The organism is Anabaena sp. CCY 0017 (assembly GCF_963920885.1).
In the GTDB taxonomy this organism is placed as follows: Bacteria; Cyanobacteriota; Cyanobacteriia; order Cyanobacteriales; family Nostocaceae; genus Nodularia.
Genome location: NZ_CAWUDG010000048.1, coordinates 1 through 15,839 on the forward strand (window position 1 = coordinate 1; position 15,839 = coordinate 15,839).

9 protein-coding genes and 1 pseudogene are annotated in these 15,839 nt (G+C 41.8%); 5 read left to right on the forward strand and 5 right to left on the reverse strand.

Annotation, left to right across the window (positions count from 1 at the left end):
• Positions 1–140: 140 nt before the first annotated feature.
• From vapC to ACM0OW_RS24965, 3 genes are all read right to left on the reverse strand, one after another.
• Positions 141–548, reverse strand: a complete 408-nt coding sequence (gene vapC / locus ACM0OW_RS24955; protein ID WP_414553300.1) for a type II toxin-antitoxin system tRNA(fMet)-specific endonuclease VapC — start codon at positions 546–548, stop codon at positions 141–143.
• Entirely contained in the window at positions 545–799 is a 255-nt protein-coding gene (locus ACM0OW_RS24960; RefSeq protein WP_414553302.1) for a hypothetical protein, read from the reverse strand. Before ACM0OW_RS24960 ends, vapC begins: the two co-directional genes overlap by 4 nt.
• A gap of 114 nt (positions 800–913) precedes the next feature.
• A complete protein-coding gene (locus ACM0OW_RS24965) occupies positions 914–2,368 on the reverse strand; it encodes an N-6 DNA methylase (RefSeq protein WP_414553304.1) in 1,455 nt (484 codons plus the stop codon).
• Between the two features lie 321 nt (positions 2,369–2,689).
• On the opposite strand from ACM0OW_RS24965, the gene ACM0OW_RS24970 reads away from it, so the two are divergent.
• Together ACM0OW_RS24970 and ACM0OW_RS24975 are read left to right on the forward strand one after the other, a co-directional pair.
• Positions 2,690–3,328 carry a Uma2 family endonuclease gene (locus tag ACM0OW_RS24970; protein WP_414553306.1) on the forward strand — a complete coding sequence of 213 codons (639 nt, stop codon included), beginning with the start codon at positions 2,690–2,692 and terminating at the stop codon, positions 3,326–3,328.
• Positions 3,329–3,347: 19 nt separating this feature from the next.
• Entirely contained in the window at positions 3,348–3,620 is a 273-nt protein-coding gene (locus tag ACM0OW_RS24975; protein ID WP_414553307.1) for a hypothetical protein, read from the forward strand.
• Between the two features lie 216 nt (positions 3,621–3,836).
• Here ACM0OW_RS24975 and ACM0OW_RS24980 read toward each other — a convergent pair whose 3' ends face one another.
• Positions 3,837–4,778: a pentapeptide repeat-containing protein gene (locus tag ACM0OW_RS24980; RefSeq protein ID WP_414553309.1), complete on the reverse strand. Its 942-nt coding sequence runs from the start codon at positions 4,776–4,778 to the stop codon at positions 3,837–3,839.
• A 2-nt stretch (positions 4,779–4,780) separates the two neighbouring features.
• Positions 4,781–8,110 carry a type I restriction-modification system endonuclease gene (hsdR, locus tag ACM0OW_RS24985; protein WP_414553311.1) on the reverse strand — a complete coding sequence of 1,110 codons (3,330 nt, stop codon included), beginning with the start codon at positions 8,108–8,110 and terminating at the stop codon, positions 4,781–4,783.
• Positions 8,111–8,742: 632 nt separating this feature from the next.
• Here hsdR and ACM0OW_RS24990 point away from each other — a divergent pair.
• The 3 genes and pseudogenes from ACM0OW_RS24990 to ACM0OW_RS25000 all read left to right on the forward strand — a co-directional run.
• Positions 8,743–13,173 (forward strand): HEAT repeat domain-containing protein, encoded by a 4,431-nt coding sequence (locus tag ACM0OW_RS24990; protein WP_414553313.1) that lies wholly within the window; start codon positions 8,743–8,745, stop codon positions 13,171–13,173.
• A gap of 143 nt (positions 13,174–13,316) precedes the next feature.
• Positions 13,317–14,741 carry an NB-ARC domain-containing protein gene (locus ACM0OW_RS24995; protein WP_414553315.1) on the forward strand — a complete coding sequence of 475 codons (1,425 nt, stop codon included), beginning with the start codon at positions 13,317–13,319 and terminating at the stop codon, positions 14,739–14,741.
• A gap of 146 nt (positions 14,742–14,887) precedes the next feature.
• A pseudogene (locus tag ACM0OW_RS25000) lies at positions 14,888–15,839 on the forward strand (hypothetical protein); the annotation flags it as partial.

Below are 15,839 nucleotides of genomic sequence, written 5' to 3' on the forward strand. Positions count from 1 at the left end.
TTTCAAAATCGCCTTGTTTGCAGTTTGAAGCGTTTATGTTTGCAGTTCGCTACAACTAGGAGTGCCACCGCTAATAATATTTGCTATTTCTTCTGCATACACCCAATTCCAATTATCTGGAATTGTCCAACGTCCTTTATTCAACTCTCTTCCTCCCAATCTTCAATCTGCAAACCATTCACCCGAATAAATTCCCGTGTATTATGCGTCACCAAAATTAAATTATTCGCCATTGCAATAGCTGCAATTTGGAAATCATTGGGTCCAATAGGAGTACCATTAGCTGACAACTCCGCACGGATTCTTCCGTAAATCAGGGCAGCATCATCATCAAACGGCAGCGAAACAAACAACTTGAGAAACTCTTGCTGTCTAGCTAGGGTTTTCTCAGGATTATTGCTTTTTATCGCACCATAAAATAACTCGCCTTTGACCACAGAACACACCGCAATATCAGCAATATTTGTTGATTGTAAACGCTTCCGAATTGCCAGTGACCTACCATTGAGATAACGAGCGCAAACATTACTATCCAGCAAATACCTCACACAATTTCTTCCCTTTCTTCAAAATCACCCTCAGAATCAATAACAATGGGGTCATCCTGACAACTGCCATAGGTCTGCTCAAAAAAACCAGGAGGCCAACCTAATTCTTCTGGTGTGTTTTGCAGCTTTGGTATTTCTATTGATTGATAAATAACCATGATTTCAACTTCTTTATCTGTGATTCCCACAGGAATTTCTAAATGTAGAATACCATCTTCACCGACACGCTTTGTTAATTTAATACTGTTCATTACTATTTAACCTTAATTCTACTTACACCATTTGTTGCACTAAGTAACACACCGAAATCAATCAATATATGACTACTATTTAAAATGATGCCCAATCTATTGGCTTCATTGCTATTATTCTAGAATTGCTGAATCTTCCTCCGTTTCTTCCTCCTCTGACAGCAACGCTGTTAAAGCCTCCATCTCCTGCATCGCCGTTTGCAACTTCGCCATAATAGCGGCTGCAATTACATCTGGTTCAGGTAAATCATCCCCCGACTGTAAACTTTCATCCCGCAGCCAAGTCATATCCAGGTTTTCGCCGCGTTTAGCAATATCTTCCCGCGTAAAGCAGCGCCAACGTTCCAACTCCCCTTGGTCAACACGGGGACTGTTACCATTGGAATCATCGCCATAGACTTCCTTAAAGGACTGAAAATGCTCCTTAGTTAAAGGTGTGCGCTTGCCAAAAGTAGGCATATTAGTTCTCATGTCATAGAACCACACCTGCTGAGTATTCCCCTTGTCCGTTGTTCCCCGTTGGAAAAACAGCACATTAGTCTTGACACCTTGGGCGTAGAAAATCCCCGTAGGTAATCGGAGAATTGTATGCAGGTTGCACTTATTCATTAAATCAGCGCGGATGCTACGCCCTTGACCATCTTCAAACAGCACATTGTCAGGTAAGACCACCGCCGCCCGTCCTCCGGGTAACAGTCCCCGATAGATATGCTGTAAAAAAGCTAACTGCTTGTTTGACGTAGGAAAAGTAAAATCATCCCGTGTAGGCAGTCCCCCACCCTTTTTAGTGCCAAAGGGGGGATTAGTTAAGATAACATGGGCTTTTGGTAACTGCTGACCATCGCTAGAGAGAGTATCGCCTAAGCTGACATCGCCCTCAATGCCATGTAGCAGCATATTCATTAATAACAGCCGATGGGCATCCTGTACCAACTCAATGCCGTAAAATGCTTGGTAGCGGTGAAACGACTGTTCAGCTTCGGTTAAATCAAATAAATCATCAGTGTGTTTTTTGATATAGCGGTCAGCCGCAATTAAAAATCCACCAGTCCCGGCTGCGGGGTCTTGTACCAGTTCCCCCGGTTGCGGTTTGGTGAGTTCCACCATGCAATCAATCAAGGGACGCGGTGTAAAGTATTGCCCTGCACCAGATTTTTTCTCACTGGCGTTCTTTTCTAACAGTCCTTCGTACAGGTCGCCTAAGCCTTCTTCCTTGGCAGAGTACCAGTCAAGATCATCAATGCTTTTCACTAGCTTATTGAGAATTTGCGGTTTTTTCAAGGCAGTTTGGGCATTAGCAAAGATAGCCTGCACCCGTAGCGGACTGTTAGAACCTAATTCTAACAAGGTGGCGCGGTAAAAGTTCATCTGTTCGATGCCATCCTTGATTACCAAATCAGCCCAGCGACAGCCTTCTGGGATTTGGCTTTCTGTCCCCGTTTCCTGCGCCATCTTCAGGAACAGCAGGTATGTTAACTCTGTGACATAAGCAAGATAGGTAATCCCGTCATCCCGCAGGACGTGGCAGAGATTCCACAGTTTTTGGACGATATCAGTGGTTGCGCTCAATGTTTTAAATAAGTAATCAGTATATAAATGCTGTTTTGTGATTATACGCAATTATGTAATGTTGTCAAAGTTTAATATGGTTTTGCTAATTGGCGTAAAGAACAGTTACAACAGATAAATTTATTTATTTACTATTAATTTACTATAGAGTAAGTAATGGGTGTTTAATTATGCTAATTGCTAAGAATATAACTAAAAATTCCATTGATAATTTTAATTTAAATATTGGGGAATAAATACCATGACATCAAAAATAATTGAATTATGCCCATGAAAATTGGGAATGTTTTGATAAAATAAAACATATATGGAGGTAAGATTATGACCCAATCTTTGCCAAAATTACTGACATTTGATGAATTTAGTGAATGGTATCCCAACGATGGTAAACGCTATGAATTACACAGGGGAGTAATTGTTGAAATGCCCCCTCCATCCGGAGAACATGAAAAAGTTGTGGGATTTATAGCCCGTAAGTTAACTGTCGAGTTTGATCGCCTGAACCTTCCTTACACTATACCCAAAACCACATTCGTCAAAACTCCTAGTGCTGAATCTGCTTATTCGCCCGATGTCTTGTTATTAAATCTCGACAACCTCAGCAACGAACAACTTTTTCAAAAGCAGTCAACAGTCAGCCAAGCTGCATCTGTGCCATTGGTGGTTGAGGTTGTATCGACTAACTGGCGAGATGATTACTACAACAAACTTAGGGATTATGTTGGGCGAAGCCCTTCCCGAAGGGTAGAAATGGGCATTCCTGAATATTGGATTGTTGATTATGCTGCTTTGGGAGCTAGGAAATTTATTGGTAATCCCAAACAACCTACTATTTTTGTATGTAATTTAGTTGATGGTGAATATCAAATGACTCCGTGTCAAGGTAAGACAGCGATTAAATCACCTACCTTCCCTCAATTAAATTTAACCGCACAGCAGATTTTTGATGCTGCTAACTAATTGATGGGAAATAATTACCATGACAATCAATTTACCTCTGAAATTGTCACACTTGCCCAATAGTCTACCCTTAGATGGTGCTGTTTGCATCGAGTTAGTAGAAGGCGTGCCGATATTTCGTGCATCTAGCTTAGTCCAAGGGCGAATTGAAGCTTTATTAATTCAACAAAAAGAATCAGTTTTGACTTCCGAAGAAGAAACCGAATTAGATGAATATGAAGAATTAGACGATTATCTGAGTTTGGTGAATCGAATTATTAGAAATACATCATTAATTGCCAACAATAGCTAATTAGAAATTTGTCTGCGAATCGTTATATTAGTGAAGCCACTCAAAATCAAGTAAGACAAAGAGCAAAGTCTCTGTGTGAATATTGTCACACGTCGGAACAACGGATATTAATTGTAAACCATTGTTTCCCCTAAAAAACACAATTATCTAACAGTTATATAAAAATGTCTGAATGTAAAAGCTACACCAAAAAAGAAATCTGACAAATTCTTCAAATTACATAAATTTTTGTTGTAAAATTTTTCCTATATATTGTTCATAGTTATTATATCGCCATTCAAGATAAGAGTTACCGGGCGTAAAAATTTTAGAAGCATGAGAGGGTAAAACTATACCGTCAAATTTTTGGTAGTCCTCGTTAGAACGTAAAGTAGGCTTAATTTCTATTTTTTTAGACTCTGGATGAATAACAATTAAATTTAGGTCAAAAAGAGTATGTAAATCTGCTCTCAGCAATATCCCATTATCAGTATGATTGTTTTTATATAAACCATAAGGTTCAATATGGGCTGCTTCTAGTACACCTGTCACTTCACAACCACTAATAGCGCAACGTCCCTCATAATATGTAATTAAAGCGTTCCGAAACTTTTCTTGTCCCTGTCGCTTTTGAATAGATTTTCTAATTTCACTTAAAGCAGTATTAATTTTTGTATGTAGTTCATCTGTTACCTGTTCTTTAGATTTTCTAGTGACAGACTCTCCTCTTCTACGTGTTTTGATCAGCCCATGCTCATACGGATTAAAATCATCAGGAAACTGAGTCTTGTTGTCATATTCAGCTTTAGTCCAATCTGCAATCTGATAATCTTGGCATTCTCTCAAATTAGCTCCATGAAGCTTTGCTCCTTTGAAGCTCGATTCATGAAGGTCTGCGTTTTGTAGATTGGCATCTCTAAGGTCTGCCCCTTGAAATCCTGCACCGCGAAGGATTGCTGACTGTAGATTGGCATTTCTAAGGTATGCTCCTTGAAATTCTGCTCCGTGAAGGTTCACTCCTTGAAAGTTTGTTTCTATGAGGTTAGCACCCTGGAATTGAGCTACTATCGGCGTATTCCGATAATTTACATAAAAATATTCAAAATTTTCCCCTTGAAAATTTCTACCTTGAAGATTTTCACCTCGAAAATCGAAATCTCTTGAGTCACGGTAAATCATTTCTAAGCAATCTCCTGCCAAAGGGCATCATTAATCTGCACTAAAATCTCTTCTAAACGTCCATTAAAAGCTTTATTTAATCTGACAAAACCACCTTGGGATTTAAATTCACCTTGGTCTAATGCTTCCTTGTCCACAATAGTTTCTACCTTCAACTGCTTCCCAATGCGTTCTAACCATTTACGCTGGGGTGGTGTCCAGTTTTGAGAAACCAGGATTTTCTTCATTGCCTTGTCTACCCTCTCCTCATAGGGAACTAAAGCATCCCCCAATGTAGCTTGGCGGATAAATCCGATTATTGAGGCAGCAATATCAGCATTAGTCATTTCCCGCCATGCTACCTGCAATGTTTTCTCTGAATATCCTGCAAGGTCTAGCATTAAACGTAATTCTTTCAACTGCGCCCTAGTCAACTCACGGGGACGGGTAGTTACAACTATCAAAGCCGGAATCTTGTTAATATTCTCGCGTAAATATGCCCCAAAACTATCTAAATAATCTTCGGGTTTTTGGGCATTACCATAACCCCTCTCTACCCGTCGCAGTTGATCAGCATGACGGGAAATTAACAGTGGTCGTCTACCACCATCTCTAGCATCTAACATTTGGGCGATCTCCGCCCGTTTCCCAAACCATTCCTTGAGTTGCTGGGGGTCGCTTTGACGCAGATGTTTCATCATGTCTGCCATTGGCATCCCGGCTGCGGCTTCAATATTATCCCGCTTGCTATCCCCCAGTTTTCTTTGCTGGCGTTGCAGTTTGGCTAAGAGTTGGTCAACAATGGTAGCCGCAGCCGCGCTATCGTTGACTGTCCCCAATTCTTCTACCAGTTGGGTAAACGAAATATTAGGATTAACCACCACTGGTTTCATCGTGGAAATCGGGGACAGGGCTGTATATAAATTCACAGCATCATAAATGTAGAAAACTTCTTTTTTAATCTCATCACAGCGTCGGGTAGCCCGTCCTAACATCTGTTCGTAAAGGATGCGCGAATTCACCCGGCGAATAAATACCAAATTGCAGATTTCTGGGACATCAATGCCAGTAGTTAATAAGTCCACCGTAACGGTAATTTTAGGATTAGCTTCGTTTTTAAAGCGGCGGATTAATTGTAATGGTTGGTCTGCCTTGCCAGTGATTTTCAGAACTGCATCATCTTCAACACTGCCATACTGGGCAATCAAGGCTTGTTTTAATAAATTAACAACAATATCAGCGTGACTATCGTTGACACAAAATATCAAGGTTTTCCCTGGTAGTGAAGGGTCAATATTTGCTGCTAAGAATTCACAAATTACCCGATTAAATTCTTCGGTAACAACTTGCCGATTAAATTGTTCTACCTCAATTCTGACTTCATCCGGGGCATTAGCTGTATCAATTCTGCCCGTGATGGGGTCAAAATATTCCATTGCCTCCCCAGGTTGCCACACCATGCCATCTTCTGAGAGGGCTGTCACTATGCGGATGGGGGGTTCACAGTCGATGAGGTAGCCATCAATTACGGCTTCTTTGTAAGTATATTGGTAAACAGGTTGACCAAATATTTGGGTAGTATGCAGTGCGGGGGTGGCAGTCAGTCCAATTTTTACAGCATCAAAATGGTCGAGGACGCGGCGATATTTGGAGATGTAATCGTTAAAGTCGCGGAAGGTAATTTCTGTATCGCTTAATTCTCTATCTAGTAAATATCCTCTGTGGCATTCATCCACGACAATACAATCATATTGGTCAGCTGTGGGGATGTCCGTGTTATCACTTGGGTAGAGGATGCGTTTGACAAATGCTTGCACGGTGGCAATGTGGACTTTGGTATCTCTATCTGGTACTGCGTCGCCCAGTTCTTTAATATCAAAGATGTCAGCGAAGGTCTGCAAATTCTCCATCCGCGTTTCTTTAAAAACATTGGTGGCTTGTTCTCCCAAGGCGGTGCGGTCTACGAGAAACAGGACGCGGCGAAACCGTTTGGTTTTGAGGAGGCGATAAACCAGGGCTATGCAGGTTTTAGTTTTACCTGTACCTGTGGCCATTGCTAGTAACAGTTCCCTTGCCCCTACTGCTAATCGGGCTTCTACGGCTTGAATGGCTTTGATTTGGTAATCACGCAGTTGCAGGTTATAGGTAAAACCTTCTTGGGCAAGTCGTTGGTGTGCTTTTTCTATATCTTGGTTGAGGGCATCGGTGAAGGCTTCTGGTTTGTACCAAGTGGTGAGGGGACGGCGGATGTTTTCAGTCCGGCGTAAGTCACAAAACCATATACCGCTTTTGGTTTGCAATTGTCGTAAAAATTCGCGTCCGTTGGTGGCAAAGACAAAGGGGACTTGATATTCTCCCCAGGGGCCACTGGGTAAGGTTTCATTACTTTTGATTTTGTAGCCGCGACTGTAACGCTTGGCTTGGTCAATGGCAGCATAAACATCGGTGCTTTGCCGTTTGGCTTCGACTACGGCGACTACTAGGAGTCCGACAAAGAAAACATAATCAGCGCGTCCGTCGTTTGTAGGCCATTCGGCGATCGCTAGATTCTTTCCTTTTTGGGGACGGATACCGTTACTATAAGTTAGCTGTTCTGAGTCTACTTCCCAACCGGCTGCCCGTAGTTGATCATCAATGAGGCGACGGGTTTCGCGTTCATCCAGGTCAAGATTTTCGCTTGCTTGTTGTGCTTGCTGGATGGTTGCTTGAATTGTTTGTGCAGATTGACTGGCCGCTGTGGTTTGAATAGTTACAAGGCGATTTAAGGCGGCTTGTTTTTCGGCTTCGGCTTCTTGCGCTAGTTCTTCTGCGGAGATGCGGCGCTGTGCTTCTTGTTGGGCGGTAATTTGTGCTAGTTCGGCGACGGTGCGACTGGCTTCTAGTTCATCTCGTAATTGTGCTAATTCTTGTTGCAGTGCTTGGGTTTCTACTGCTGGGTCTGGGGGTGGGACAAAAAGACCAGGATTAAAATCTGGATTTTTGGTAGTGAACCGATGAAACCATATTCCTAGTTGGTGGGCATATTTGAGATTGCTGAGGGCAGTCCTTTGGTCGTTGGCAAATCCATGTGTAGCTTCATTGCCTGCCAAGCGCAATTTGTCAAATAATTCATATACTTTGCCTTTGAGGATGTTTTTATCCCGTAGGCGACGCATTAAGTCAATTTGGCGTTCTTCATAGTTGTACATTCCCACCTGGGCGGCTATCAGTTGCGCCAGGAGTTCGCCAAACTGCCGCAGTTTGATCAGGCAAGTGTTGGGGTCTTCTGTAAAATATCTTTCTGCTAAAGCGCCCAGTCGCACCAGTTGCAAGTCATGGATTTCTAGGAAGCCAAAGTTTGGCGATACTAACATTTTGTCAGTTTTTCTCCATTGGGCGCTGGGTGGTGTAGTTTGCTACTTGGTTAAATATCTTTCTAACATGATTCTTGACTACTTGACAATTAGGGTAAAAACACTGAAGCTTAAGTTTACCGCTACACAACGACTAAAAACCTTGGGGTGCAAGAGTTTTGAAAAAAAAATGCTGTTCTTTACTAAAGGTGGGTAAGCTAATCCGCATTCAAGCTGCAACATAGCCTCTATTTCCCTTATTTTTTGATTTTTCTATGCCACTTAATCACTAACTGACCTTAGCAGTAACGATTTCGGTCAATCGTGTAACCAGTGACCAAAAGTATATCACTTTCGTTGTGACCACGAAAGCGACAACAAGCCATGAAATGCATGCAACTTATCAATCCCTGCGGCTACAACCCTCATTCTGTCGTTGGCTGATAAAACTTGCTTATGCTTGCAGCAGAAGGCGCGATTGCAGGTATAATTCTCAGCGCACACATAGTTATTGAAGTCGCCGTGGTTAGAAATAAATAAAACAACGGTAATTTGGCTGCTGTTTCCCCCCACGCCACGCAAGTTAGTTGTGCTTAGTATCCTGCGTTATTATAGGAAAAGTTCTCTTGAGATGTATATAAATTTACTCTCGCATGATTGCCCCTAACGAGTTTCAGCGTTATCTACAATCTATCCTTGATGCGTCACTAAAAGATACTCAGCAGGAGGTACGTGATCGCTATATTCCAACGCTGGCAGAATTGCCATTGCAGGTACAAACCTGTACATCGTCTAAGCCAGACTCACAGGAGCCGCAGAATAAAAAGCGAGAGCAGTTCGCGGTGTTGGAGGGGCTAAGGAAGTACGCTCCAGAGCATGTACTGCTAGTAGGTAAGCCTGGTTCAGGGAAATCGACTTCGCTGCGGCGGTTGCTATGGGAAGAATCGCGGTGCTGTGTAGAAGCAATCGAGCAAGGCAAGAGTGAGATTCCTGCAATCCCTATCCTGCTCGAACTGCGCGGTCTTAGCGGTTCGGTGTTGGTAGCAATTCAAAAAAAACTGGAATGGTGGCTTGACCTAGATGAAAAAATTTTAAGATATCTCTTGCGCGATAGACGATTGTTGGTGATCTTAGATGGTTTGAATGAATTGCCCAATGACAAAGCTTGGCAATCTGTAGATGAGTTTAGACAGTTATGTGCTGATTTAAAGGTTCCTTTAATCTTGAGTACGCGGGAGATGGGTTCAGGCTCAAATCTGAGGATTCCTAAGAAACTGGAAATGTTGCCACTAAGCGAACCTCAGATGTGGGAGTTTGTCCAAAAGCGGTTGTCGGAGACGGGTGGGGAACTGTGGCGGCAGATTAAGGGGCGGCTTCGAGAGTTGACAGAAACGCCACTGTTACTGAAGCTGTTGTGCGATGTTTTTGAGCAGAATTGTGAAATTCCCACAAACCGAGGTGATCTGTTCCGTAAAGAATTTGCGCGACGGTATGAGGAATTTAAACCTGAACGACTCAGAAATGTTTCTGAGGACTCGCGTCGTTCTATGTTCGACCTACTGAGCTATCTCGCTTTTACAATGGTTCAGGGTGATCCGCATACCGATCCTTGTAAACCTAGCGCTTCTTGGGTCACTATTCCCAAGGCTCAGGCAGAGAGAACACTAGCTACTTTTCTGGCTGGCGATCTCACACCCGATGCCGCGATTATAGCAAAGGCTAAAGAGTGGTTGGAGGATTTGTTGGAATGGCATTTGCTCCAAGTGGCGAGTAACCCCGACCGCATTGAGTTTCACCACCAACTGTTTCAGGAATATTATGCGGCGGAGTCGCTGGCTTCGCAGTTAGCAGAGTTAAGTGACGAGGAACTGAAGTATTACTACTTGAACTATCAAAAGTGGACAGAACCACTAGCAATGGTGATGACGTTTCTGGAGTCTGAGGCTTTGGTAGTAAGAATAGTAAGGCTAGCGATGAAAGTGGATTTACAACTAGGAGCAAGACTAGCTGGAGGAGTTAAGCCTAAGCATCAAAACAGAATTGTGAACATGATTACTGATTTGGAGGTTCCTGAAAAGTTCAAAATAAAACTTTTAGGTATGACAACTTCCGATGCTGCTATTCCTTTCCTAAGCCAAGTCTTGCAGAGTAATAGTGATATCTTTACAAACAACGAAGTTGCTGATGCTCTAGAGAAAATTTACAGTCCTGCTTCCATCCCTTTTCTTAAAAGAATTCTAGAGAACGCTGATTCTCAGCTTAGGTTTAAGGTTGCTTGTACATTAGCTCATTACGGTGATGAGACAGCAATACCAATCCTTTGCGATGCTCTAAATAATAAAGAATCTCATTTTAGATCCCTTCTTGCCTTAGAGGAAATTGATCGAGAGATTTTGATTGCTGCACTAGATGAAGTCTTGCGAAAAGGAAACTTAGAGATGCGCCATCAGGCAGTAATTACTCTGCATATGCTTCTTAAACGTGAATATAAAAATATAGTACCTCTTTTAATAAAAGCATTAGATGATAAAGATAAGCAGGTTCGCTATCAAGCAGCATTTATATTAAAAAATGAAGGAGGAGAAGACGCGTTATCTGCTCTAGCTAAACTTTGGAAGGATGAAAATATTTCAGTCCAAATACTCGTTCATACGACATTTAAGGGACAAGAAAGAGAAGATTTAATATCTGAACTTACACAATCTCTTTTGGTCGAGGATTCCGCACTTCGTAAAAAAGCAGCAGAAACTATAGGAAGATTGGGTACAGAATCTCAATCTGCTATCGAAGCACTTTTCAATGTTGCATTTTCAGATCAAGACTTTTTGGTTCGCAATAGCGCTTCCACCGCTCTTATTCAAATCGGCAACTCAACTGTAATACAGACCTTATCCAGTGTTCTAAAACAAGAAGAGCTTGAAGTAATTCCATATACTTCAAATCACTCATTAGCAGTTACTACATTGATGCAGATTCGTAGTCGGGAAGCAATTCCTGTATTGAGTCGCGTTTTAAAAGATAAAAATAAAAGTCCTATACTACGTGGAATTGCAGCTAAAGCTCTTGGAGAAATAGGTGATTCTTATGTAATTGATTTACTTATAGACATTTTCAACAATGAAGAAGCTGAATATGTTATTTTTCATATTCTTTTCGCTTTAGGCAAGCTTGGCATCCAAAATCTTGAAACTGCTATCATTACTGGTTTAAAACACTCATTTCCTTCTATTCGCCAAGAAACTGTAAAAACTCTAGCAATACTTGGAACTGGTGCAGCAAGTTCTGGTTTAATTCAAGCTCTTACTGATGAAGAATTTTCAGTTCGTTTTACTGCTGCTTGTGCTTTAGGAAGAAATGGTGAGCAAGCTGTTATTCCTGTTTTGGTTGAAGCACTAGGATATCGTAACAGTATAGGGTGGGAAGATTCAAAAGTATGTGAAGATGCTATAGAGGTTTTGATTTGTATTGGTGAAGCAGCTCTTCCTGCTCTGGAAAAAGCTCTAAATACTTTGGACTATCAGGTAAAGCGAAACGCTGAGAAGTCCATCAGAAAAATTATTACTCCTGTCACAACAAACTCGTTAACTGATGCATTTGATAGGAATGAAGTATTAGCTTTTGATAACTTAAATGATGAATTAGCAGGTCAACTTGGTAACAATTATAAAATTTCAGACCTTATAGAAATTGTTTTGTCAAGTTCTAATGATCCTTGGGAAGCAGTTTCCAAGTTAAACGAAATAAGTTCTCCTGAAAATATATCTCAATTTTATAAACTTATTTTCGAGGCTCAATCAAATAATGTATTTAATTACTTACCTAATTTAATTTTTTCAATTCAGTCAAGCTATCAGTTCTACAACTACGACATCACGCGATTGCCACCCCCTCTGAGAACGGAAAGCAGAGGGAGTAGAGTAGAATATTTGCTAGATAATAAGCTAGGCATCCTTGCTCAGGAAATTAAAAAAGTGTCGGAAGAACCCAAGCGTGTGATTTACACTCAAAACTACTTTGAACAAGGTCCCCATACTCACACCCACAATTATGCAAACGATTCAGTCATAAGGAAAGCTAGTATGTTTGGTCGCAAACCCTCTGCCAATTCACAGCCCAATGAAGACAGTAAAATGACTGGTTTAATAAAAATATTAGGATGCGACAACCCCAGCCGACGAGGGGATGTAGTTTTTGTTCATGGGTTGGCAGGTCATGCGTGGAATACTTGGCATTGGCAAAACCCAGAAGATAAAGATTACAAAAAAGATAACTTTTGGTTAACTTGGCTGGGGAACGATTTAGTAGATGTTGGAATTTGGACTTTTGGCTACAGTGCGGCAAGGTTGAGAGCGAGTGGTTCAGCTATGCCACTTTTTGACCAAGCTAGTAATTTTTTAGATGATTTAGAAAATTTTGGCATAGGCGAGCGCCCGGTAGTTTTCGTAACTCATAGTATGGGTGGCTTGCTTGTCAAGAAAATGTTGAATGCTGCGAAAACTTTTTCACGAAACAAAAGTAAAGAAGCAGTCCTCTCCTCTACTCAAGGAATAGTATTCTTATCTACTCCGCACCTTGGTTCTGACGTTGCTCAATGGGTAAAATCTTTGGCAGGCTTTTTGACTACGGTTAATGTCGAAGAATTACAAGCTCATGCTCCCCAATTACGCGAGCTTGATGAATGGTATCGCCAAAATGTTGATGAATTGGAGATTCAAACAAAAGTTTATTATGAAACCCAACCGACCTGCGGTGTTTTAATCGTCACCGCAAGTAGTGCTAATCCTAGTATTAAAGACGTACAACCGATTGCAGTAGAAGCAAACCATGATTCCATTGCTAAACCCCACCCAGGAGACAGCAAAGTCTATTTGGGTGTCAAAAAATTTATTAAAGAATGCTTACCATCCGAAAACCAAAAATACCTACCTCCGGCTGCTAATCTAAGTCCTTTACCACAACAAATGAACAATATTAATCAAAATATTCAAGCAGAGTACGCTCCTGCATCTGCACAAGGAGATGCTACTGTTAACGTTACTAATAATCACTACCACAATAGCGAAAACCCTCAGCAGCCTCTTTAAACTTCTCCAGTGCAAGTTTAGGGGGGCGGAAGATATTTCAAGCACCACCCTTACCCACATACTTTGTAGAACGCTCAGAGTACAGTAACGATTTAAAAAATCGTCTTCTTAATGGTTCATTTACTGATATTCGTGCATTAGTAATTACTGCAATTCACGGCTTAGGTTCGGTAGGGAAATCCACTCTAGCTGCGGCTTTAGCACATGATAAAGATGTGCAAAATTACTTTTGTGATGGCATCCTCTGGGCAACTCTAGGTCAAGAACCCAATGTTCTTTCTTTACTTGGTGGCTGGGTACAGGCACTAGGAGATTATAACTTTAAACCCACCAGTGTAGAAGCTACTACTAACCATCTGCGGACTCTGCTTTATGACAAAGCTGTGTTGTTGGTGGTAGATGATGCGTGGGATACGAAAGATGCACAAGCCTTTAATGTAGGCAGTGCGCGATGTCAGGTTTTAGTGACTACCCGTGAAGGTGCGATCGCAGATGCCTTGGCAGCCAGCACCTATAGTTTGGATATCATGACAGCCGCCCAGGCATTGGAACTGCTAACGAAAAAACTAGGACGCGAGATTACAGGCATAGAGCGTCAATCAGCAGAGAATTTAGCCAAAAGCGTTGGTTATCTCCCGTTGGCATTAGAACTAGCAGCAGCTGAAGTTGCCAATGGTACAACTTGGAATGAACTATTAAGTGATATTCAGGAAGAAGTAGCTCGATTAAAAAGTTTTGACCGACCAGAAGCGGAAGAAATTACTGATGAAGCTAGTTTAAAACGCCTGAGCTTAACAGCTTCACTAAATTTAAGTGTCAAAAGAATGCCACAGGAGAAGCAGCATCAATTCTTTTGGTTGGGAGTAATACCAGAGGATGTAAATATTACAAAGATGATGGCAGCAAGCCTCTGGGAAATGGATGAGCGTGACGCTGCTAAAATACTGCAATATTTACGCAATAAAGCACTGCTATTGCCCGGATTACCACTGGCGAATGGTACGCCTACCTATCGTTTACATGACTTATTCCACGATTTAGCGCGGAATTTGTTAACCGCTTCTACAACACCCAAGCGTCAAGGTGATTTACCAGGATTAGGTATCGCCCTGGCTGATGCTCACGTTACTTTGTTGGAGAAATATCGGCAAAAAACTCAAAATAATTTATGGCATACCTTGCCTGATGATAATTACATTCATCAGCATTTAGTTTGGCATTTGGAGAAAGCTGGAAAAATAGACGAAATTCACCAGTTGTTACTAGAGGAGTCTACGACTGGGAATAATGGCTGGTATGAAGCGCGAGAAAAATTGGTACAAACTGCGGGCTACATTACAGATATTTCTCGTGCCTGGGAACTAGCAGAAGCAAAGTGGACTGAATCAAATTTGTCTCAAGTGGTGAGTTTACAGTGTCGCTATGCTCTGATAATTTCATCCCTGAATAGCTTGGCGGCTAATGTTCCAATAGAACTGCTGGTAGCATTGGTTCAAAAAAATGTATGGACTCCCGAACAAGGACGGGAGCAACGCGATTTTGTGAGGTTCGGAAATTTGGTAATATAAGTTACCTAAGCTTTGAGCGATCGCTACCTAGAAAAGGTAAAAATAGGGAATTTCAACCAGGGTTTATTAGGAATCAGCCCTGGTAATTGAGATATAAAATCCGATCTCACATTTTCGCGTTGCTCCCACAAGGACTAGCTTACGCTATGCAAAGCTCAAATCCAGAGCAACAAGTTAGCTCACTTACAAAGTTAGTCGATTGTTTATCACCAAATCTAAAAGAACTAGCATTCTCAAAAGCACTGGCTGCGGCTAGACAAATTCAGAATGAGGAGTATCGCACTCGCGCACTAGCAGCCTTAGTCAAAAAACTGCCACCAGAATTATTACCAGAAGCACTGGCTGCGGTTAGACAAATTCAGGATGAGAAGTATCGCGCCCGCGCACTAGCGGTCTTAGCCAACAAAATGCCAGAGTTATTACTAGAAGCACTGGCTGTAGCTAGACAAATTCAGAATGAGGAGTATCGCGCCCGCGCACTAGCAGTCTTAGCTGACAAAATGCCAGAGTTATTACCAGAAGTACTGGCTGCTGCTGAACAGATTCAGAATGAGTTTAATCGTGCCAATGTCCTAATAGACTTAGCAAACAAACTGCCACCAGAATTACTACCAGAAGTACTGGCTGCTGCTGAACAGATTCAGAATGAGTGGAATCGCGCCCAGGCATTAGCAGGTTTAGCTAATAAACTGACACCAGAATTACTACCAGAAGCACTGACTATGGCTAAACAAATTCAGAATGAGTGGAATCGCGCCCAGGCATTAGCAGGTTTAGCTAATAAACTGACACCAGAATTACTATCAGAAGCACTGGCTGCGGCTGAACAGATTAAAGATGAGTTAAGCCGCATCAATGTTCTAGCAGGTTTAGCCGACAAACTACCCGAAGTATTACCAAAAGCACTGGCTGCTGTTGAACAGATTCAAGATGAGTTAAGCCGCGCCAATGCCCTAGCAGGTTTAGCCGACAAACTACCCGAAGTATTACCAAAAGCACTGGCTGCTGTTGAACAGATTCAAGATGAGTCAAGCCGCGCCAATGCCCTAGCAGCTTTAGCTAATAGACTGCCACCAGAATTACTACCAGAAGCACTGG